The sequence below is a fragment of the Candidatus Polarisedimenticolia bacterium genome, assembly GCA_036004685.1.
Lineage (GTDB): Bacteria > Acidobacteriota > Polarisedimenticolia > Gp22-AA2 > AA152 > DASYRE01.
The window spans coordinates 22,021-43,539 of sequence record DASYRE010000042.1; the positions used below are offsets into that span (position 1 = coordinate 22,021).

The following is a 21,519-nucleotide window of genomic DNA, read 5'->3' on the forward strand; positions in this document are numbered from 1 at the left end:
CGGTCCATTTTCCGGAGGTTCGACCACGAGCACTCCGCTTCCCACACCCGAGACGGCGGCGACCCGGCCGGCGGGCGCGGGGCCGGCGCCGCCGCCCGAGCAGGCTCTCCGGCTGGCGTCCGCCCGCTACCGCGGGCTCCATCCCCGCTACCATTGGTACGCCTGGATCAAGTACCGCTTCGATCCCTGCTACCGCGCGCTCGGCGACCTCATCGGCCAGGGCTCGTTCACCGTGGATCTGGGAACCGGCCTCGGGATGCTTCCGGTGCTGCTCGGGGTTCTCGGGCGTCGCCAGGCTCTCGGCGTCGAATGGGACGCCGAAAAGGTGCGCGGGGCGCTGCACGCCGCCCGGGGGCTTCCCCACATCCGGGTGATCGAGGGCGATCTGCACCGCTGCGCGATTCCGCCGTGCGACGTCATCACCCTGATCGACGTGCTCCATTACTACGACGCCGATCGGCAGGAGGAGCTGCTCCGGCGGTGCCGGGCGGCGCTCCGGCCGGGCGGACGGCTCCTCATCCGCGACGTCGACGGGGCGCGGCGGGGGGGCGTCCGCTGGACGAAGTTCATCGAGCAGTGGGCGACGCGCAGGGGTTGGAACCGCGGTCCGGCCGTGGCGTTCCGACCGATTTCGGAGCTGTGCGCGACGCTCGCCGCGCTGGGCTTCCGCGTGGAAGGAGGGGAGGTCGCGAGCCGGCTGGCCCCGGGCAACGTGCTCCTGGTGGCCGAGCTCGATCCGACGGCGCCGGCCGCGACTCCGGCCGGGCATCCCGGGTGAGGCGGAAGGCCGGGCGCGCCGTTTCACACATGGATAATCCCCATGCGGATGGCGTAACGCACGAGACCGGCGGTCTCGTGGATGTCGAGCTTGTCCATCAGCCGCATCCGATGCGTCTCGATCGTCTTGACGCTCACCCCGAGGATGGCGGCGATCTCCTTGATTTTCTTCCCTTCGGCGATGAGCTGCAGCACCTGGCGCTCGCGCCCGCTCAGGGGGTTTTCGCGGCCCCCCCCGGCTTCCGGCTGCAGCTGAAGGAGATCCCGGGAGAGCCCCTCCCCGAGGTAGATCGTTCCTTGCGACACTTCCCGGATCGCCTGCATCAGGTCGGACGCCGCCTTCGTCTTCAAGAGATAGCCGCTCACCCCGGCCCGCATCGCCTCCCGGACGCATTGATCCTCGGAGTAGGTCGTCAGGATGATCGTCTTGGTCCCGGGGGCGGCCTTGCCGATCTCCCGGGCGGCATCGACGCCGTTGAGCAGGGGCATCGCCAGATCGAGGATGGCGACGTCGGGCCGCTTCTCGGTGGCGAGTCGAACCGCTTCCCGCCCGTCGCCCGCCTCCCCGACGACCTCGAAGTCGGCGCGCTCGAGCAGACGCTTCAGACCCTGCAGGAACATCGGGTGATCGTCGGCCAGAATGATCCTCACGGACATGATCAACTCCCTAACGGGATATATATAAAGGCAGATCCGGCCGGAAAACCGTCAGGCATTTCAAAACCCACCCTGAAAAAGATCCTGACAGGCTGTCAGGCTGTTCCTGACGTAAAACGAGGGCGCCGCGCGGCGGCGAGGTGCCTCCACTGGGTGAACAGCCATTCCCAAGTCAGGAAAGCGAATCGGAGGGACTCGAGGCGAGCAGCTCCGCCCAGGAGGGGACGAGCTGCGGAAGCCCTCCCGTCGATCGTCTCGACCACGGCCGCCGGTCGCGCCGGTGCGTCGAGGCGGGCGAGTGACATCGGGGCCTTCTAGCTTTTCCGCGGTGCGAGCAGGAGCACCGCCCCCAGGACGATCGCGCCTACCCCTGCCCATACGGGGATATTGACCGTCTCCCGATCCTTGACCGACATCTCGAGCGGGCCGACCTTGAGGTCGTGCTGCTCCTTCGTGTAAGTGAAGCTTCCGTAGGCCAATCCTAGAATCCCACCGACGATCAGGAGGATGGCCAGGATCTTGATCGGGCTCATGTCGTCTCCTTTTGGAGAAGCGTCGAAGTCACTCCGTTTCCTCCTTCTCGGACAGTCCGTCCTCTCGAGACTTCCCCAAGGCCGGGTCCCAGCCCGGCCGCCGGACCGGCCAGCCCCGGGCCATCGCCAGCGCGGCGTGGCGCGCGAGGCGAAAGGATCGGTGGCGCCGGAGCCGTGGAACGAGCCGGAACTCGGCGAAGCAGAGGAGCCTGATCCTGCTTCTTCCATCAGCGAGTGTCGCTGGTTTTCTCCAGACGGTCCTTCCCTTCGTCGACCTGCGCTTTGAGGAGGTTCCTTTCTCGTGAGTTGATCGTTAACCAGCTGCTTGGCTGCGGGTCCAAAGGACGTGCCATCGGGCGTCCTGCGACGCTCCGCCCGCCGCCGTTGCATCGATCGATCGGTCGGTCCCACCAGTTCATCGCGGTTTCCCTAGCCGTCTTGAACGTGTCCGGGGCGATCCTGGCGGCCGGATACGCCCGGCATCCGGCCGGGCTTCGCCCCCTTCGGCCCCTCTTCCTGTTCGTCTGGGCTCGAATCTGCTCGCCATCGGGAGTGCGCCGCCCAGCAACATCCAGTTCGCCTCGCACGCCTTATCTTTTACTCCCTATGGAGAGACCTGAACATTCGCGGATTCCTGAAAAGCCGCCGAGCAGATTCCGACAGGCGTGTCAGGAGTCTCCTGATTCAATCCCAAAGGAGGGTGGTGGTTCGGGGGCGGATAGGCGGGACGGCGCCACCTCCCTTGTGTCAGGACTTTTCCCGGCCTGATTCAGCCGTCTCCTGATGGTCGTCCCCCCGATCTAATGGGAGGGTGGAGAGCGCGCAAGGGTTCGCCAAACAGAGAACCGATCCTTCCGCGCAGGAGTCTCGGGGCCCAAGATCGGTCCCCGAGGCATTCGCGAGCCGCACCGACGCGCTTCGGAGTGGAGAGTTTCGCGCGGGCTCGAGGAGCGCCGCGAGTCAGAGACAAAAACCATGCATCTCTGGAACGCAGAGATCCTAAGTCTCCTGGATAGTGGGTGATACTGTCGTGTTATAATTTGCCCGAGCCAAAGTGCCGACCCGGAATTGCCGAAGAGTCGTCTCCCCCGGCGGTGACTGAAGCCGGCGGCATTCGCCAATCCCCCGCTTCGAGTTCGAAACCGGCACGCAGACAAGGCTCGCCGGGATCCGACGTTCGGATCGGCTACCGAAGAGATCAGGCAATCCGGGCATGCAAAGCAGCCCCAAGAGATCGAATCTTCGCTCGCTTCATTCATGGCGCCCGCGGGCCCGCGCCGCGACGGGTGTCTCCATGCCGGATCGCTTGGAAAAGACGGGGATCCCCAGCCGGCTGCAAACCCGATACGCGGCCGCCCTCCGCAAGCACCTCTCGCAGCCCAGCGAGCAGACCCTGCTGCGGGCGTCCGATCTGGGGCTCCAGGCCGCCCGCGCCGAGGCGGACGTCCTCGGAATGGTCTTCCTGCATCACGAAACCCTGGCCCGCATCCTCGGAACGCGACCGCCGCGCGATCGGGTCGCGGCGCTGCGGCGCGCCGGCGAGTTCTTCGCGGAGAGCCTGGCCCCCTTCGGCAAGCGGCGGCGCTCCCGGGGCGGGGTCATCGCGGCGCTGCGGCACATGAACGATCGGCTGGAAGGAGACGTGAAGCAGGTCGCGCATGCGCTGCACAACGAGGCCGGCGGCATCCTGGCCTTGACCCACCTCGCCGTCGCCGACCTGGCGCGGGACCTCGCCTCGGGGGAGGCCGGCCGGCTCGCCCAGCTCCGCGAGCTCCTGGATCAGATGGATCAGCAGCTGCGGCGGCTTTCCCACGAGCTCCGGCCGACGATCCTGGACGATCTGGGGCTGCTCCCGGCTCTCGAGTTCCTCGCCAAGGTCACGTCGAATCGATCGAAAATGCAGATCCTCGTCGAGAAGACGGCGGTGGGACGTCTCCCGCCGGCGGTGGAGACGGCGCTGTACCGGGGCGTCCAGGAGGGCCTCGGAAACGCGGTCCGGCACGCCCGGGCGGAGAAGATCCTGATCCAGGTCGTCCGGGAGCCGCGGGCGGTCCTGTGCGTGATTCGGGACGACGGAGCCGGTTTCGACGTCGCGAGGGTCCTGGCGGGCCATCGCCGGCGGGCCCTGGGGCTGATCGGCCTCCGGGATCGGCTTGAGGCGCTGAGCGGATCGCTTCAGATCACCTCGGCGCCCGGACAAGGGACGGAATTGCTGATGAACGTCCCGCTGGGGGGGTGAGATGCCGTTGCGTGTCCTGTTGGCCGATGATCACCGGATGTTCGTCCAAGGCCTGAAGGACATTCTCGAGAAGGAGAAGATGGAGGTGGTCGGCGAGGCCGCCGACGGCCGCGAGGCGGTGCGGCTCGCCAAGAAGCACCGGCCGGACGTGGCCGTCCTGGATCTGGCGATGCCCCTGATGAACGGCATCGACGCGGCGCGGGAGATCGAGAAGGTCTCGCCCGAGACCAAGCGGATTCTCCTCACCATGTACACGGAGGAGCAGTACATCCTCGACGCGTTGCGGGCCGGGGTGAACGGCTACCTCCTCAAGACGAAGGCGGCGACCGATCTGGTCCAGGCGATCCGGGAGGTCTCCCGCGGAACGCTCTACATGAGCTCGGGCATCCCGCGGGACGCCATCCAGGCCTACCTCTCCAACAAGGAAAGGCGCTCCGATCCGCTCAGCCCGCGGGAGCGCGAGGTCCTGCAGCTGATCGCGGAGGGGAAAACCATCAAGGAGATCGCCGCGATTCTCGGCATCAGCGCCAAGACGATCGAGACCCACCGCATGCGGCTGATGGACAAGCTCGACATCCACGACACGGCCGGCCTCGTCCGCTACGCCATCCGCCGGGGCGTCATCCAACCCTGAAGCGTGTCGCGTCTTCTCAATCACGTCACAGTCGACCGGGTCTTGGTGTTGACGTGATTTCGGAGACGCGACACGCGCAATGACCCGGAACGTCCAAGCGGCGCAGGAGGGATCGATGCCGGAGAAACGCGCCGTTCGGACAAGGTCCCGCCGGTTTCGGGAAGGGTCCCGCGGCGGAGTCGCCCAAATCGGGCCGGCGTCGCGCGACGATCTCCCGCAGCACGTCCTCCCGCACGATCATGGGGCTGCCATGATCCCCGCACCCGCAGGGGTGCCGGGTCCGGTAGGCCTCGAAAGGGTTGAGAAACGCGACCTTGATCGGATCGACCAGGACCGTCCCGCGCGGGGAAAGGAGCTCGTAGGCCCCGGCGTGGACGAATCCGATGACCCTCCAGAACTGCTGGCGCTCCCCCGTGAGCCCGGTCGCCGTCTCGCGGCAGTGCCAGCGGTTCAATCGGACGATGGAGCTCTCGAAAAGCCAGCGGAGGTCGATTCCGGCGACTTCCGGGCGGCCCGCGGCGGGATCGGGCGCCGCGCTGCGCTTCCCCGGGAGGAACGCGGCCCGGGCCCGCTTTAGAGGTTCCATCGATTCGGATCATACGCCGCGATGGTCCCCCGGGTTGCACGGCGAAGGCGCGGCGCGCCGATTTCGCGGCGGTCGTGCGGAGAAAAGTCCGCGCCCATCGCCCGAATCGCGCCGAAAACACGAAACTCTTTGCGCTCCTGCACGTTTCATCGATGGAATCTCCGAGAGCGCTTGCGGGAGCGTCATGAAACTTCGCACCGGTGCGATCCTCCTCGGCCTGGCCGCGTTTCTCGGGATCGCGTCCGGATGCGGAGTCGCCGCCCAGCGGCGCGACCGGCCCAAGCTGGTGGTGCTGATCGCCGTGGACCAGCTTCGCGCCGACCTCCTGGACCGCTACGACTCCCTGTTCACCGGCGGCTTCCGGCGCCTGAGGGACCGGGGGAGGCGGTACACCGGCGCGATGGTGGAACATGCCATCACCGTCTCCCATCCGGGACACGTCACGCTGGCGACGGGCATGACGCCGGCGCGGCACGGCATCGTCGACGCCGCCTTCTTCGAAGGTCCCGCGGGGGAGCGCCGGCTGGTGGACGCCCTGGAGGATCCGGCGGAGAAGATCCTCGGCGCTCCCGACCAGAAAGGCGTCTCGCCCGCGAAAATCCTCTCGAGCACGCTGCCGGAATGGTTCGTCGGCGCCGATCCCGCGGCGCGCGCCGTCGCCGTCGGCTCCGGGCAGTATTCCTCGCTTCTCCACGCCGGGCATTTCCGCGGCGACGTCTATTGGTACTCGATCGAAGCGGGGAGGTACGTCACCTCGACCTATTACCGCCGGGAGTATCCCGAGTGGGTCGAGCGCTTCAACCGCGAAGATCTGCCGGTTTTCCTGCAGGGATGTGAAACCTGGGACAATCTCGTGCCGGAGGCGGCGAGAGGCTTGGCGCGTCCCGATGCGTCGCCCTACGAAGGGGACCACGTGCACACGACCTTCCCGCACCGTATCCTCGACGTGGCCCCACGGGAGAAGTTCACCGACGAAGGCTTCCGGCGGCGGGCGCGCGAGTATTGGATCGCCGTGACGCCGGCGCTGGACGATGCGACCCTGACCCTGGCGGAGAGATCGATCGAGTCGCTGGCGCTCGGCCGCCGAGAGGCGACCGACTACCTTTCCGTCACCCTGTCCCAGGTCGACGACATCGGCCATGCGTACGGGCCGCTCAGCCAGGAGCAGCTCGACAACCTGTTGCGCATCGACCAGCGCCTCGGAAGGTTCCTCTCCTTCCTGGATCGATCGGTCGGCCAGGGCCGCTACCTCGTCGCGCTGTCCGCCGATCACGGCGCGCCCGACATCCCGGAGCACCGGATCGCCGCGGGTGAGAAGGCGCGCCGGATCCGGGCCGGCGAGATCCAGGCCCTCCTCGACGCCGCCGGCGCCCTGGCGGCCAAGTCGGCGCAGCCTCCCGAGCGCCTGGCCGACGAGATCGCCGGGATGCTCCGGCGCAGCCCCTTCGTGGCCGATGCCATGACCGTCGGCGAGCTTCTTGGGAGCAGCGCGGGCGCCGATCCCTTCCGGGGGCTGTATCGCAACAACGTTCGCGCCGATCGCGTCCCCCGGTTTCCGGTCTTCTCCTCCGATCATCCCGAGCAGGGGATTGGCCGCTACGGCGTTCTCGTCCGGCTCGAGGAGGGGGCGATGATCGACTTCGACGCCTCGGTCCACGGATCGCCCTACGAATACGATCGCCACGTTCCGATGATTTTTTTCGGACCGGGCGTGGCGCCGGGCTCCTCGGACGAACCGGTCGGGACGTTCGATCTCGCTCCCACCCTGGCGGCGCTTGCCGGGGTCCCCTTTCCCCGCGGTCTGGACGGTCATCCCTTGATGGGCTCGCCAGGAGCGTAGCGTCGCGGCGGATGACCCTCTCCACGAGTGCCGGCCGTGGCGCCCCGGAGCCCGCGGCGAACCGGTCCGGCTGGCGCGTGACCTCGGGCGACTCCAGGGGCTGGTTCAGGGAAGGGGAGGAAGGATTTTCGGGCGCCGGCCGAAGGTCTTATTGATTGCAAGTGTGACAAGAGTCACGGAAACGAGGCGTGACGGCCGCCTAGGATGAGCCCACCGGCGGCTGCCTCCACCCCACGACCATTCGAGGCGCCCACCGCTCCGCCCTCGGGCTCCGGCGAGCGCCGACGGCCGGCCCGGCGGTCTGGATCGGAAATCCCCGAGACGTCTCGGGAGGCAGCCGTCCCCTGGAGAGGGGGCGGGGGGAAGTGTCGACACTTCCCCCCGCTTACATTCTTCTCATCGATCGGTCGCGCGGTGGACTTCCGTGAGGGCCCGCCGGTTCAGGATCTCGATTCGTTTCCTTCCGAGCCTCAACAACCCCAGCTGCTGAAACGACTCGAGAATTCGGCTGACGACCTCGCGCGTGGTGCCCAGCGAGTCGGCCAGCTTCTGGTGGGTCAGCGTGATCGGATCCTTGTGACCCAGGAGGTGGGAGGCGAGGCGCTGGTCCACGCGGCGGAAGGCCACGTCGTCGATCAACGCCATCAGGTGGGCCATCCGCCCCGACAGGGCCTGGAAGACGAAAGTCCGGAAGGGCTGCGATTTCAGGACCATCTCGAGGAAGAGGTCGCGCGGCGCCCCCCCGAGGACCAGATCGGTCTCGGCCGCCCCCCGGGCCGGATAGATGGTCTCTCCCAGCAGCGCCACGACGGTGATCACGCAGCTCTCGCCCGGGTTCAGATGATAGAGGAGAATCTCGTGCCCGTCGGGGCCGGACTTGGTGGCTCGAATCATTCCCTCGACGAGCAGGGGGTAGGCGGTGCAGGGACTCCCCTCGTGAAAAAGCTCCTGGCCCGAGGGGATCTTGACGAGCCGGACCTCCTGCTCGAGCCTCTGCTGGAGATCGGTGGGGAGCTCTTCCAGGACGGGGTACCGGATTCGCAGTCGTTCCCGGTCGGCATGGTTCATGGGATCCTCGCCCGAAGCCTGGTTGGTGAATGCCTAGCACTTTAAGGTCGGCGCCCGCTTCGCGTCAAGCGATTTCCGCGGCCGGCCGCGGCCGCCGTCCACCACCTCAGCGGCCGCGCCGGTAGGATATACTCGGCCGCATGGCCGGCCTGCGCGTGTGCGACAACATCTCCGAAGCCGTCGGGTGGACCCCTTTGGTGAGGCTACGGCGGAGCGTTCCGGGCTTCGCCGGCGAGGTCTTCGCCAAGATCGAATTCATGAATCCGATGGGCAGCGTGAAGGATCGCATCGCACGCTTCATGATCGAGAAGGCGCGACACGAAGACGCCGTGCGCCCCGGCGACGTGATCATCGAGAGCTCCTCCGGAAACACGGCGATGGGCCTCGCGATGATGGCGGTGCTCGAGGGGCTGCGCTGCAAGATGGTCGTCCGGCGTGAGACCAGCCGGGAGAAGCTCGACTGCCTGCGGGCCATGGGAGTCGAGCTCGTGCTCGTTGACGGCGGCCTGCCGCCCGAGGATCCCGAGAGCTACAATCGCAAGGCGCAGCGGCTCGCGGCCGAGACGCCGGGCGCCTACTTCACCGACCAGCACAACAACCGCGCCAACAACGAAGCCCATTATCGGACCACCGGCCCCGAGATCTGGAGCCAGATGGAGGGGCGGATCGACTACGTCGTGGCGGGGATCGGCACGGGAGGCACGCTGTGCGGCGTGGGCCGCTACCTCAAGGAGCAGGATCCCGGCGTCCGGATCGTGGCGGTCGATCCGGTCGGCTCCGTGTTTCACGATTTTTTCAAGACCGGGAAGCCCGGCCGACCCTCGCCGGGCCTGCTCGAGGGACTCGGGGACGAGGAGGTCATCGGGTGCCCCGAGTTCGAGCTGATCGACGAGATGCTCCAGGTCACGGATCGGGACGCTTTCCTGGCGGCGCGCGAGCTGGCGCGCTGCGAGGCGATCCTGGCGGGGGGCTCCAGCGGGGCCGCGCTATGGGGGGTCCGCGAGCTGGTGCGCCGTCTCGACGCTCCGGCCCGAGTCGTCACGTTGTTTCCCGATTCCGGCGGCCGCTATCTCAGCACCATTTTCAACGACGACTGGATGCGACGCCACGGATTCCTCGACGAAATCCGGGAAGGCGCTCAAGGACTTTCGATTTCGGGCCTGGAGCCCGGGGAGAAGCGCGCATGATGAGCAAGATCGTGTTGGATGCGATCAACGGCCAGATCCATTCCGAGCTGAGCGCCTCGTACACCTACCTGGCCATGTCGGCCTGGTGCGAGCGCAGCAACTTCACCGGCGCGGCCCGCTGGCTCCGGCTCCAGAGCCAGGAGGAATACGGCCACGCCATGCGCCTCTTCGATTTCATGCTGGCCCGCAACACCAAGCCGGAGCTTCCGAACCTCGAGAAGCCGCGCAGCGAGTTCCAGTCGCTGGCGGAAGTCTTCGAGATCGCCTACGAGCAGGAGAAATCGGTGAGCTCCCAGATCGACTCGCTGTACGAGCTGGTCTTCAAGGAGAAAGCCTACCCGGCGGTGGTCCAGCTCGAATGGTTCCTGAACGAGCAGGTGGAGGAGGAGAAGACGGCGCGCGAGGTCGCCGCCCGGCTTCAAATGGTCGGCGGCGACTCGGCGGGACTGCTGGAGATCGATCGATGGCTGGGAATGCGGGCGCCGCAGGGCCAGCCGGCCGGCGCCGGGAAATAGCCGCGCTCTCCTCTCAGCCCTCCAGGGCGGCGCCGCAGCGAGGACAGGAGGAATCGCCCGGGGAGACTTCGGCACCGCAGTCGGAGCAGAGCAGCGGCTCCAGGCTGCCGGCGAGGGCGAGCCCGCAATCGGGGCATTTGTCCGTTCCGGCGGCGAGACTCGCGGAGCAGGCGGGACAGCGGGCATAACCCCTTTCCGGGTCGAACGGCGCTTCGGGATTTTCCGAACCGCTCTCCGGCTCGGGGAAATCGGGCAGCTCCGCGAGGATCCGGCGCGCCGCCTCCCGCTCCTCGTCGCGCACGCTCAGATCGAACCGGCTGTGCGGGACGAGGGTCGTGGCGCGCTGCTCTTCGGAGGATTCGATGCGAAACGGGATGGCCGCGCGGGTCAGGGCCGCGGCCAGCGGCTCCAGGTCCTCGACCACGGAAGTGTAATAAAGAGATCGGTAGACCCCCGGGGGAGGCTCGGAAGCCGCCTCGATCTCACGCTCGGGATCGGTCTCCTCCTGCCGGATCTCCAGGTCGCCGCCGCAATCGGCGCAAGTCAGGATTTCGGGCCGGTAGTCGGCGTGACAGCGCGGGCAGTGCCGCACGAAGTCCATGGCTCCTCCCTCTGCAAGACGGTCCGGGGAAAAGCGTCACCGCCCCCATCCTAGCGAGTTTCTCTCCGGCCCGCCATCGCCGCGAGCGGTTGACGCGGCGCGCCCGACCTGCCTATCCTTCCGGCGGCTCCACACAGAATGCGCCGGCCGCACCAATCCTTTTTCAACTCCCGGGAGGAGAGACCTTCATGCGCCCCTGGCTCCCCAGCCTGACTTGCATCTTGATCTTCTCCGTGACGGCTCCGGCGGCGGTCCTGGCCGCCGGCGCGCACCCTTTCTCGGTCCACGACATGGTCGCCTTCGATCGGATCTCCGAGCCCCAGGTCTCCCCGGACGGCAAGTGGATCGTCTTCAGCGTCAGCGCCGTGGACCTCGAGGCCAACAAGCGGCGCTCCGATCTCTATCTGGTGAGAGCCGATGGAACCGGACTGCGGCGGCTCACGAGCCACGAGGCGGGTGACAGCGCGCCCCGCTGGTCCGCGGACGGCCGCCGGATCTGGTTTCTCTCGAGCCGATCCGGGACGTCCCAGGTCTGGAGGATCCCGGCCGACGGAGGGGAGGCGGAACAGGCGACGCACCTGCCGCTCGACGTGAACGCTTTCCTCCCGTCTCCGGACGGCTCGAGGCTCGCCGTCGCCCTGGAAGTGTTTCCCGATTGCGCCAGCCTGGAATGCACGACGAAACGTCTGGACGAGATCGCCGGCCGGAAAGCCACCGGGCAGATCTTCGACCGTCTCTTCATCCGGCATTGGGACGCTTGGAGCGACGGCCGGCGATCGCACCTGTTCGTCCTGCCCGCGGCGGGAGGGAGCCCCGTCGACGCCATGAAAGGGATGGACGCCGACTCGCCCTCCAAGCCTTTCGGCGGGACCGAAGAGTTCACCTTCACGCCGGACGGGAAGGCGATTCTCTTCTCGGCCCGCGACGCGGGGCGTGAGGAGGCCTGGTCGACGAACTTCGATCTCTTCCTGTCGCCGGCCGACGGCTCGGCCCCGGCGAAGCGGATCACCGACAACCCGGCGTGGGACACGCAGCCCGCCTTCTCCCCCGACGGCAAGACGCTCGCCTATCTCGCCATGGCCCGGCCCGGCTACGAGGCGGACCGTTACGTGATCGTGCTGCGCTCCTGGCCCGGGGGGCGGGACCGGAGGCTGACCGGAGACTGGGATCGCTCGCCCCAGAGCCTGATCTGGTCGGCGGACGGAAGGACGCTGTACACGACCGCGGAGAATCTCGGGCAAGCGTCGCTCTTCGCGGTGGACGCCTCCACCGGAAAGGTCCGGACGATCGTCAAGGAGGGCACCCTGTCGAATCCCTCGCCGGCCGGGTCGCGCCTCGTCTACCTGGCCGACGATCTGAACCATCCGGCGGAGCTGTTCTCGGTCAACCCCGACGGGAGCAGCCTCCGGGTGGTGACCAGCATGAACGGGACCAAAGTGAGGGATGCGCGCATGGGCAAGGCGGAGCAGTTCTCCTTCAAGGGGGCGAACGACGACCCCGTCTACGGTTACGTCGTGCAGCCGGCCGATTACCAGGAGGGCCGGAAGTATCCGGTGGCCTTCCTGATCCACGGCGGCCCGCAGGGATCGTTCGGCAACCACTTCCATTACCGCTGGAATCCGCAGGCGTACGCGGGCGCCGGCTACGCCTCGGTGATGATCGACTTCCACGGGTCGACCGGCTACGGGCAGGCCTTCAGCGACGCGATCGGGGGGGACTGGGGCGGCAAGCCGCTCGTCGACCTCCAGAAGGGCCTCGACGCGGCGCTGGCGCGCTATCCCTGGCTGGACGGGAATCGCGTCAGCGCCCTGGGCGCCTCCTACGGCGCCTACATGGTCAACTGGATCGAGGGCAATTGGCCGGACCGCTTCCGCTGCCTGGTGAGCCACGACGGCAATCTGGACGAGCGCATGGCCTATTTCGACACGGAGGAGCTCTGGTTCCCGGAATGGGATCACCGCGGCACGCCGTGGGACAACCCCGAAGGCTACGAGCGGCAGAACCCGACCAACTTCGTGAAGAATTGGAAGACCCCGATGCTGGTCGTCCATGGAGGGAAGGACTACCGCATCGTCTACAGCCAGGGGATCTCCGTCTTCACGGCCCTCCAGCGCCGCGGGATCCCGAGCAAGTTCCTTTATTTCCCCGACGAGAATCACTGGGTCCTCAAGCCGCAGAACAGCATCCTCTGGCACGACACGGTCCTCGCCTGGCTGGATCAGTGGACCAAGGCGCCGCATTGAGTTTCGCCCGCGCGGGCGCTGGATTAGAATCTCCGCGTCCGCGTCCGCGGCGGCGCGCGGCGGGAGGCGGCGCCCATGGCCGGAAGAAGCTTCAAAGAGCTGCAAGCCATCCAGGAGATCAGCCGGGCCCTCGGAAGAGCGACCTCCCTCTCCCGCGGCCTCGATCTGGTGGTGGAGAGCCTCGCCCGCGAGCTCAGGATGGAGCGCGGCACCGTGAGCCTCCTGCATCCCGGACGCCGTGACCTCGAGATCGCGGCGGCCCACGGCCTGTCCGAAGAGGAGAAGCGGCGGGGCCGCTACCAGATCGGGGAAGGAATCACCGGCCAGGTCATGGCCGGAGGCGAGCCGGTCGTGGTGCCGCGGATCTCCAAGGAGCCTCAATTCCTGGACCGGACGGGCGCCCGCAAGAATTCCCCCGACGCCGCTTTTCTCTGCGTGCCCATCCTCGAAGGCGATCGTCCCATCGGGACGCTGAGCGTGGACCGCTCCCCCCGGGAGTCGGCGGGATTCGAGGAGGATCTCATCTTCCTCTCCGGGGTCGCGGCGCTGCTGGGCCTGTTCATCCGCCTGCAGCGGCGCGGCGATGCGGCCCGGCCGCACCGCGCCGACGGGGAGGGCGCCGCCCCGGTCGCGGGCGATCGCGTCCAGTTCAAGAACATTATCGGCAACAGCGCGCGGATGCAGGAGCTTTTCCGGATGACGGAGCAGGTGGCGCGCTCCGACGCGACGGTCCTGCTGCGGGGCGAGAGCGGCACCGGCAAGGAGCTGGTGGCGGCCGCCGTCCACCACCTCAGCGGCCGCGCCGGCCGTCCTTTCGTGCGGGTGAACTGCGCCGTTCTTCCCGACACGCTCATCGAGAGCGAGCTGTTCGGCCACGAGCGGGGGGCCTTCACGGGCGCCATGGAGCGGAAGAAGGGGCGCTTCGAGCTGGCCGGGGACGGCACGATCTTTCTCGACGAGATCGCCGAGCTCACTCCGGCCACCCAGGCGAAATTCCTTCGCGTCCTCCAGGAACGGGAGTTCGAACGGGTGGGCGGGAGCCAGACCCTGAAGTGCTCGGCCCGCCTACTGGCCGCGACCAACCGCGATCTCGAGGCGGCGGTAGCGGCCGGATCGTTCCGGGAGGACCTCTACTACCGCCTCAACGTCGTCTCCATCCACCTTCCCCCCTTGCGGGATCGCAAGAGCGACATTCCCATCCTGGCCGAGTATTTCCTGGAGCGCAGCGCCGGCGCCAACAAGAAGCCGGTGCGGCGCTTCTCTCCCGGGGCGCTGGAGCTTCTCATGGCCTACCCGTGGCCCGGGAACGTCCGCGAGCTGGAGAACGCGATGGAGCGCGCCGTCCTCGTCTGCACCGGCCTGACCCTCTATCCCTACCACCTTCCCCCGAACATCCAGGCTGCGGGCCGCCCGAAGGGGCACGCCCCGTCGCTCCGGGCGGCGGTGGCCCAGCTCGAGAAGGAGCTCCTGAGCGAGGCGCTCGCCAACGCCGACGGCAACCAGAGCCGGGCCGCCCGCCTTCTCGGGATTTCGGAGAGGATGGTGCGCTACAAAACGCGGAAGTACCGGCTCGAGTCGCGCCAGGCTGCTCCGCGCAAGACCTAGCCGCCTCGTCATTAATGTCGAACCGTGGGAATTTCTCGACATTCATGTCGTAAAGCCGCCCCGGCGCAGGGCTCCCACCCCGCCGCGCGCTGCTTCCTCCGAAACAGCTCAAGACCTCGGCCTTTTCCCACATCGGGTTCGTGCGATGGGACGACGCCGGGCGGCCTGAAGATTTATCGACATCTTTGTAGAAAGAATTGGTCACATCGACAAATGTGTCGAGACCTCGAGCCCGCGCGGGGCCTCCCGCCGTTTCGCGATCTCCACTGCTTTCATAGAGCTGCGAGCCGGAAACCCGTAGCGCCGGCGAGGGGAAGGCAGGTGGTATGGGGATTGCCTTAAAAGAGACGCCGAACCAGCGGCAAACGGCGCAGACCAGAGGGCGATGGAAAACGACACGATGGGAAGCATGGCATCCACGGAGCTCGAAGCCGGCGAAGTCGCGACCCCCGCGACCCCCGAACTCCCCAACGGCTTCCTGGAGTTTCTCGCCGGTCTCCGAAGCCAGTTCGAGCCGCGGCGCACGGCCCTTCTGGAATCCCGCGCCCGGGTGCTCGCCGCCGCGCACGCAGGATCGCTTCCGGGCTACCTGCCCGTTTCGGAAGCCCGGACGGCCAGCTGGCGGATCGAGCTTCCCGATTGGTCCCTGGACCAGCGCAATCAGATTACCGGCCCGGCCGACAATCCCAAGCTCCTGATCGCCATGTGCAACACCGCCGACCCCGGCTGCATGCCCGACGGGGAAGACTCCATCACGACCCAATGGGACCACGTGCGGGCGGCCCAGGAGAACACCGTCGCCGCCATCCGCGGCGAGCTGGCGTGGACCGACCCCGAGTCGGGAAGAATTCACGAGATTCGCTCCAGCCGCCAGCTCATGTTCTACCGCCCCCGGGGGCTGCACCTCGCGGAAGGCCGGGTGGTGCCGCACGAGGAGGTCTCCGCCTCGCTGTTCGATCTCGCCGTGGTCTTCTTCCGGACCGCCGCCGAGCGGCGGGCGGTCGCCAAGGACCCCTCCGCGCAACGCAAGCTCTGCTTCTATCTCCCCAAGACCGAATCGGCGGAGGAGGCGAGGTGGTGGAGCGACCTGATCGCGGCCATGGAGGAAGCGGTGGGCCTCCCGGTCGGGACCACGAAGGTGATGTTCCTGATCGAATCGCTCCCCGCGGCCTTGCAAATCGAGGAGATCCTCCACGAGTCGCGCCGCCACGCGATCGGTCTGAACCTGGGGCGCTGGGACTACATGGCGAGCCTGCTCCATTACAAGCTGGCCGACCCGGAGTGGATTCTCCCGGATCGAAACACGATTCCCCACGACATCCCTTTCTTCCAGAACGTCCGGCTCCGGCTGGTCGACGTGTGCCACCGCCGCGGGGCCCTCGCCATCGGCGGCATGACCGCGCTCTTCCCGGATCGCAAGAACGCGGAGCTGAACCGGATCGCCCTGGAGCGCCTCGCTGTCGACAAGAGCAACGAAGCGGCGGCGGGGTTCGACGGCGCCTGGACCGGACACCCCGACCAGCACGAAGGGGCGATCCGGCAGTTCCCGTCCCCCAACCAGATCGGCGTGACCCATCCGGAAGCTCCCGCCGAGCCCCAGTTGACGCCGAACCCCCGGGGCGTGGGGCACGTCAGCCTGGCCGGGACGCGCGACGCGGTGCGGACGGTGATCGAATACCGCTTCGGAGTGCTCTCGGGACTGGGAGCGCGGCTGATCCGCGGCTTCGACCATCACGGAAACCTGATCGGGGGGTTCATGGAGGATCTCGCCACCGATCGGATCTACCGGCTGATGATCGCCCAGAGGATCCGGCACGGCGTGGCGACGGAGGAGGGAGCGGCGATCACGCTGGAGCTCGTCAGCCGGCTGTTCGACGAGGAGTTGGAGAAGATTCTCGCGTCCGCGGGCCCGGACGAGGCAGGCGTGGCGCGACGCTATCGCCGGGCGCGCGAGCTGTCGGAAGCGATGATTCGGCGGGGCGAATTCTAACGGCTGGAATAAATCCAAAACCGGAGGTGAGGATCATGGGACTGGAGGTGGAAGCGGCGGTGAGCGAAGCGGGGGTGGAAGTGGCGGTCGGCGCGGCGGAGGAACGGACCTGGAGATATCCCGAGGAAGAGGTGGCGCGGCTCTTCGCGCCGCCGGAAGGGATCGACCCCTGCCTGAAGCTGCGCGCCATGCTGCGGGAGCGTTTCGAGAAGCGGCACTCGGATCCGCGCAACTCCTTCACGCACACCGCGGGCGCTTTCGACGCCCTGACCGCCTCGATGCTCACCCGGGTCGGGTTCGACGCCATCTACGCGAGCGGCTGGCAGCTGGCCGTCGCCCACAGCATGTATCCCGACATCGGGATCTATCCCTCGCATTCGATGGTGGATCTCGTCCGCGAGCTGATCCGCGGCGTCGAGGGGACCCGCGACACGCATTTCTACGACACCGGCGGCGAGATCCTCAACGTCCCTCCCATCTTCGCCGACATCGAGGCCGGGTTCGGAGGGCCCACCCAGACCTTCACCCTCACCCGGGAGCTGATCCGCGCCGGCGTCGCCGGGGTGCACCTGGAAGATCAGGACCCCGCGGAGCGCACTTGCGGCCACATCGTCGCCCATCACGGCAAGAAGCGGCCCAAAGTGCTGGTCGAGACGCGCCGCTGGATCGAGAAACTGATCGCCATCCGCGCGGCGGCCCAGGCCGCCGGCAAGGACGTCGTGATCATCGCCCGCACCGACGCGGTCGACGGCGCCGTCCCGGGGGGACGTGAGCCCGGGATCCGCAACGCCATCGAGCGCGGCCTCGAGGCCGCCTCGCTCGGCATCGTCGACGTGATCTGGCCGGAGTTCAACGACACGCTCCTGGACGGTCCCCGGCAGTTCGCCGAGGCGATCCACGAGCGCTATCCGAACCAGATGCTCGGCTTCAACCTCTCCCCGTCGTTGCACTGGGGCAAGGCGAAGCAGGGCGGAACGCTCCTGACCAACGCCGATCTCGGAAAGCTCGGCTACGCGCTGCAGTTCTGCACGCTGCTCGCCTTCCGGTCCAGCGGCATGGCGCTGGAGCGCGCCCTGAGGGCGTTCCGCACCAGCGGGCTGGAGGCGCTGGCCGACCTGCAGATCAGCGAGGTGGCGGAGCCCGGGCTGGAGCCCGTGACCCGGAAGCACCAGGCCTTCGCGGGGACCGATCGCTGGCTGACGTTCGAGAAGGTTGCGAAGGACGGCCGGAAGTAGCGGCCGGCTCGGGAGCCACCGCGGGATTCGCTCGGCAAGGCGGTAATCCCGCCGGCCGCGAGAAGCGCCCCGAGCCAAAGCGGCAGAGGAACGGTCTCGCGTCTCATCCTTACTACTACCCTGGTCACGCTACCAATCGCCGGCGGGTCCGCCCCGGATGGCGCCGCGGATTGCGTCTCGACGCGTCCTCGCCGTCGCGGTCGCGCCGCAGGCGGCCGGCAATAAAGAGATAACCTTCGCCAACTCAACGGTCTCGACTCGCGCGGGCGGCGCCGGCCCGCCGCCGAGTTGACGGCTCCCCGATCACTTGCCTATCCTTCCCGGTCACGCTACCCTCGTCAGCCGAGGCTTGGCCCTGGCGTGCCAGGGCCCGAGGATCCGTTGCCACATCCGATTCAGCTCCCTGTCCGGTCCGCGGCGGCGGCGTCCGCCCTCGCGATCCTGCTGGCTGCGCTCGCCGCGGGGGCGGCGGAGCTGGGCGAGGGCGAAGTCGGGGTGCGGATCCAGAATCTGCCGCTTGCGACCCGCGTCATCCTGGAGTTCCCGGCGCGCCCCGCCTACCAGATTCTCCGCCAGGCCGATCGCGTCACCCTGACTCTCCAGGGATCTTTCCGATCGATTCCCTTCAAGTCGAAGAGGCTGGACGATCCCGTGCTCGATCGCTTCAAGCTCGATCGCGGCTCGCGCCAGACCGATCTCCTTTTCTTCACCGGGCCCGAGTTCGGATCGGTGAGCTCCTTCGAGATGACCTCCCCCTTCCGCCTGGTCATCGATTTTCAGCGGCGCGCCGGTGTCCCGGGCCCCTCGCCGCTCGGCGCGGGCGCGCGCGCCGCGCCGGGGGCGGAGCCGCCGCCGCGCCTACCCGAGCAGGAGCCGCCGGGGCGCGCGCCCGTCCCGGAGGGCCCGACGGCGCGGAGCATCCCGGTGCCGACGAAGAAGCCCGGGATCCAGGTGATCGTGGTCGACGCGGGCCACGGGGGAAGCGAGACCGGGGCGAAAGGCCCGACCGGCCTGCTCGAGAAGGACGTGACGCTCGACGTCGCCCGCCGGATCCAGGCCGGCCTGAGCCGCAAGCTCGGGGTGAACGTGATCCTCACGCGGGAAGGGGACAAGCAGGTGCCGCTCGACGAGCGCACCGCCATCGCCAATCACGAGCGCGCCGATCTCTTCCTGTCGATCCACGTCAACGCCTCGCGCGCGAAAGAGGCCCGCGGCGCCGAGACCTATTTCCTCTCCTACCAGGCGACGGACGACGAATCCCGCGCCCTGGCCGCGCTGGAGAACAACACCCTGGGCGTGGCGGCCCCCCCCGGCAATTCGAACCTCGGGATGGTGCTCTGGGATCTCGCGCAGTCGCAATTCCTTTCCGAGAGCAGCCAGCTGGCCGAGACGATCCAGCAGAACCTGAACGACGCGCTGCGCATCGAGAGCCGCGGCGTCAAGCAGGCGCCGTTCCGGGTGCTGATGGGGGCCACGATGCCCGCCGTCCTGGTGGAGATCGGGTTCATCACCAACGGCGAAGAAGAGGCGAGGCTCAAGGAAGGGGTCTACCGGGACCGCATCGCCGCGGCCATCGTCGATAGCGTCGCCGCCTTCAAGGAACGCTCCGAAAAACAGCTGGGACTGCGATGAAGCCCCGCGACAAGGCGTTCCTCCTGGGCGCGATGGTCCTCTCCGTCTCGCTGATCGCCGCAGCGATGCTCTGGAAGGTCGACTCGCGCAAGGCCGCGACGCCGGCTCCCGCGCCCACTCCGGAGCAGGCCGCGTCCCCCGAGACGCCGGCCCTGAGCCGCTCCCCGGTCGAAGGCTCCGAGCAAAACCAGCGGGAGGTCACGCTCTTCTTCCAGGCGCAGGGCGGAGTCGATCTGCAAGGCGAGAAGCGGAAGATCTTTCTGACCGACACCGTGACCGATCAAGCCCGCCAGACGATCAAGGAGCTGATCGACGGACCCCGGGAGTCGCTGCTGCCCACGATCCCGTCCGCGGCGGAGCTGCGGGAGGTCTACCTGGCGGCCGACGGGACCGCCTACGTCGACTTCTCCCGGGCGTTCGTCGACGCGCATCCCGGCGGCTCCTCGGGAGAGATCGACACCGTCTTCTCGCTCGTCGACACCCTCACCTTCAATTTCCCGGAGATCAAGCGGGTCAAGATTCTCGTGGAAGGGGAGGAGCGCAGCACCCTGCGGGAGCACCTGGACCTGACCCGAGCCTATCTCCCCGACATGTCGATCGTCTCGCAGAAGGAGGGGCCCTGAGGTGGCCGATCCGCGGCCGATCGGCGTCTTCGATTCGGGGATCGGCGGGCTGACCGTCTTCCGGGCCTTGTCGGCGCGGCTGCGGGCGGAGAGCCTCCTCTATCTGGGGGACACGGCGCGCGTGCCCTACGGCACGAAGTCGGAGGAGACGGTGACCCGCTACACGCGGGAGTCGGCCCGCTTCCTCCTGCGGCGCGGGATCAAGGCGCTGGTCGTCGCCTGCAACACCGCCTCCGCCCTGGCGCTGCCGGCGCTGGCGGACGAGCTGCCGGTGCCGTCGCTCGGGGTGATCGATCCGGGGGCCCGCCGCGCCTGCCGCGCGAGCGCCACGGGGCGGATCGGCGTGATCGCCACGGAGGCCACGATTCGCAGCGCCGCCTATCCGGAGGCGATCCGGCGCGCCCGGCGCGAGGCGCGCGTGACGGCGGTGGCCTGCCCGCTCTTCGTCCCGCTCGCGGAGGAGGGGTGGGCCGAATCGGAAGTGGCGCTGCTCGTGGCCCGGAGCTACCTGTCGGCCTTCGACGAGCGCGGCATCGACGCCATGGTCCTGGGATGCACGCACTACCCGCTCCTGCGCGGGGTGATCGCGAAAGTGCTCGGCGACGCCATCACGCTCGTCGACTCCGCGGCGGCGGTGGCGGAGGAGACGGCGATGCTGCTCGCGGAGAAGGGCCTCCTCGCCGAAGGCAGGGAGAAGGGCTCGCACCATTTCTTCGTGACCGACTCTTCGCGGCGCTTCGAGGAGGTGGGCTCGAGGTTTCTGGGGATGCCGCTGGCGCGGCTCGAACAGGTCGACATCACGGGAGAGAGCTGATGCTGCGGAAGGACGGACGGGGCCCGAACCAGATGCGCGAGATTCGAATCGAGCTGGGCGTGAACAAGTACGCGGAAGGCTCGGCCCAGATCGTCCTGGGCGACACGAAGGTGATCTGCACGGCGAGCCAGGAGGACCGCGTGCCCCAGTGGCTCCGCGGGCAGGGCCACGGATGGATCACCGCGGAGTACGGCATGCTGCCGCGCTCCACCGACGTGCGGACGCAGCGCGAGGCGTCGCGCGGCCGCCCCTCGGGGCGCACCCAGGAGATCCAGCGCCTGATCGGCCGCTCGCTGCGCGCCGTGACCCAGCTCTCCGCCATCGGCGAGCGGACGATCTGGATCGACTGCGACGTGATCCAGGCCGACGGGGGTACCCGGACCGCCTCGATCACCGGCGGATTCGTCGCGCTGGCGCTGGCGTTCCGCAAGATGCGGGATCGCGACCAGCTCCTGAAGAAGCCTCTGAACGGGTTGGTAGCCGCCACCTCGGTCGGGATCCTGGAGGGGACGCCGAGCCTCGACCTGAGCTACGAGGAGGATTCGCGCGCCGACGTCGACATGAACATCGTCCGCACCTCCGCCCAGAAATACGTGGAAGTACAGGGGACCGCCGAGAAGACGCCCTTCACGCCGGAGGAGATGCAGAAGATGCTCCAGCTGGCGAACGACGGCATCGACCGCCTGTTCGAACGCCAGCGGAGCCTGCTTTCCGATTTCCTGCCCTCGCTGCTCCAGTGA

General features: G+C 68.0%; 19 protein-coding genes. 14 read left to right on the plus strand and 5 right to left on the minus strand.

All coding sequences use genetic code 11. The annotated features are described in order from the left end of the window. Positions 1-232: 232 nt before the first annotated feature. Positions 233-778: a methyltransferase gene (locus VGR67_11345; GenBank protein HEV8337005.1), complete on the plus strand. Its 546-nt coding sequence runs from the start codon at positions 233-235 to the stop codon at positions 776-778. A 23-nt stretch (positions 779-801) separates the two neighbouring features. Here the strand turns inward: VGR67_11345 and VGR67_11350 are convergent, their stop codons facing one another. Further along, complete coding sequence (locus VGR67_11350; protein HEV8337006.1) at positions 802-1,434, minus strand: response regulator transcription factor; 633 nt, start codon at positions 1,432-1,434, stop codon at positions 802-804. A gap of 314 nt (positions 1,435-1,748) precedes the next feature. Further along, positions 1,749-1,967 carry a hypothetical protein gene (locus VGR67_11355; GenBank protein HEV8337007.1) on the minus strand — a complete coding sequence of 73 codons (219 nt, stop codon included), beginning with the start codon at positions 1,965-1,967 and terminating at the stop codon, positions 1,749-1,751. 1,294 nt (positions 1,968-3,261) lie between these two features. Here VGR67_11355 and VGR67_11360 point away from each other — a divergent pair. Together VGR67_11360 and VGR67_11365 are read left to right on the plus strand one after the other, a co-directional pair. Further along, positions 3,262-4,206, plus strand: a complete 945-nt coding sequence (locus tag VGR67_11360; GenBank protein HEV8337008.1) for an ATP-binding protein — start codon at positions 3,262-3,264, stop codon at positions 4,204-4,206. A 1-nt stretch (position 4,207) separates the two neighbouring features. Then, positions 4,208-4,840 carry a response regulator transcription factor gene (locus VGR67_11365; GenBank protein ID HEV8337009.1) on the plus strand — a complete coding sequence of 211 codons (633 nt, stop codon included), beginning with the start codon at positions 4,208-4,210 and terminating at the stop codon, positions 4,838-4,840. A gap of 25 nt (positions 4,841-4,865) precedes the next feature. Here the strand turns inward: VGR67_11365 and VGR67_11370 are convergent, their stop codons facing one another. Further along, positions 4,866-5,426 carry a hypothetical protein gene (locus tag VGR67_11370; GenBank protein HEV8337010.1) on the minus strand — a complete coding sequence of 187 codons (561 nt, stop codon included), beginning with the start codon at positions 5,424-5,426 and terminating at the stop codon, positions 4,866-4,868. A 184-nt stretch (positions 5,427-5,610) separates the two neighbouring features. On the opposite strand from VGR67_11370, the gene VGR67_11375 reads away from it, so the two are divergent. Then, positions 5,611-7,266, plus strand: a complete 1,656-nt coding sequence (locus VGR67_11375; GenBank protein HEV8337011.1) for an alkaline phosphatase family protein — start codon at positions 5,611-5,613, stop codon at positions 7,264-7,266. A gap of 396 nt (positions 7,267-7,662) precedes the next feature. Here VGR67_11375 and VGR67_11380 read toward each other — a convergent pair whose 3' ends face one another. Then, positions 7,663-8,334, minus strand: coding sequence for a Crp/Fnr family transcriptional regulator (locus VGR67_11380; protein ID HEV8337012.1), 672 nt, complete (start codon positions 8,332-8,334; stop codon positions 7,663-7,665). 140 nt (positions 8,335-8,474) lie between these two features. Between VGR67_11380 and VGR67_11385 the strand changes: the two genes are divergently transcribed. Both VGR67_11385 and VGR67_11390 read left to right on the plus strand, forming a co-directional pair. Beyond that, positions 8,475-9,521, plus strand: a complete 1,047-nt coding sequence (locus tag VGR67_11385) for a cysteine synthase family protein (protein ID HEV8337013.1) — start codon at positions 8,475-8,477, stop codon at positions 9,519-9,521. Beyond that, complete coding sequence (locus VGR67_11390) at positions 9,518-10,036, plus strand: ferritin (protein HEV8337014.1); 519 nt, start codon at positions 9,518-9,520, stop codon at positions 10,034-10,036. The genes VGR67_11385 and VGR67_11390 overlap by 4 nt, the downstream gene beginning before the upstream one ends. Before the next feature lie 13 nt (positions 10,037-10,049). Here the strand turns inward: VGR67_11390 and VGR67_11395 are convergent, their stop codons facing one another. Continuing rightward, positions 10,050-10,637 (minus strand): zinc ribbon domain-containing protein, encoded by a 588-nt coding sequence (locus VGR67_11395; protein ID HEV8337015.1) that lies wholly within the window; start codon positions 10,635-10,637, stop codon positions 10,050-10,052. 188 nt (positions 10,638-10,825) lie between these two features. Here VGR67_11395 and VGR67_11400 point away from each other — a divergent pair, with 188 nt between their 5' ends. From VGR67_11400 to rph, 8 genes are all read left to right on the plus strand, one after another. Further along, the gene (locus VGR67_11400; protein HEV8337016.1) at positions 10,826-12,880 is read left to right on the plus strand and encodes a S9 family peptidase; all 2,055 of its coding nucleotides are present in this window, start codon (positions 10,826-10,828) and stop codon (positions 12,878-12,880) included. Positions 12,881-12,955: 75 nt separating this feature from the next. Then, on the plus strand, positions 12,956-14,485 hold the full coding sequence (locus VGR67_11405; GenBank protein HEV8337017.1) for a sigma 54-interacting transcriptional regulator: 1,530 nt from the start codon (positions 12,956-12,958) through the stop codon (positions 14,483-14,485). Positions 14,486-14,894: 409 nt separating this feature from the next. After that, complete coding sequence (locus VGR67_11410) at positions 14,895-16,475, plus strand: aldolase/citrate lyase family protein (protein ID HEV8337018.1); 1,581 nt, start codon at positions 14,895-14,897, stop codon at positions 16,473-16,475. Between the two features lie 35 nt (positions 16,476-16,510). Then, on the plus strand, positions 16,511-17,710 hold the full coding sequence (locus tag VGR67_11415; protein ID HEV8337019.1) for an isocitrate lyase/phosphoenolpyruvate mutase family protein: 1,200 nt from the start codon (positions 16,511-16,513) through the stop codon (positions 17,708-17,710). A 381-nt stretch (positions 17,711-18,091) separates the two neighbouring features. Continuing rightward, positions 18,092-19,342 (plus strand): N-acetylmuramoyl-L-alanine amidase, encoded by a 1,251-nt coding sequence (locus tag VGR67_11420; protein ID HEV8337020.1) that lies wholly within the window; start codon positions 18,092-18,094, stop codon positions 19,340-19,342. Continuing rightward, complete coding sequence (locus VGR67_11425) at positions 19,339-19,965, plus strand: GerMN domain-containing protein (protein ID HEV8337021.1); 627 nt, start codon at positions 19,339-19,341, stop codon at positions 19,963-19,965. The genes VGR67_11420 and VGR67_11425 overlap by 4 nt, the downstream gene beginning before the upstream one ends. A gap of 1 nt (position 19,966) precedes the next feature. Then, positions 19,967-20,779 (plus strand): glutamate racemase, encoded by an 813-nt coding sequence (gene murI / locus VGR67_11430; protein ID HEV8337022.1) that lies wholly within the window; start codon positions 19,967-19,969, stop codon positions 20,777-20,779. Further along, positions 20,779-21,519, plus strand: a complete 741-nt coding sequence (rph, locus tag VGR67_11435) for a ribonuclease PH (GenBank protein HEV8337023.1) — start codon at positions 20,779-20,781, stop codon at positions 21,517-21,519. Before murI ends, rph begins: the two co-directional genes overlap by 1 nt.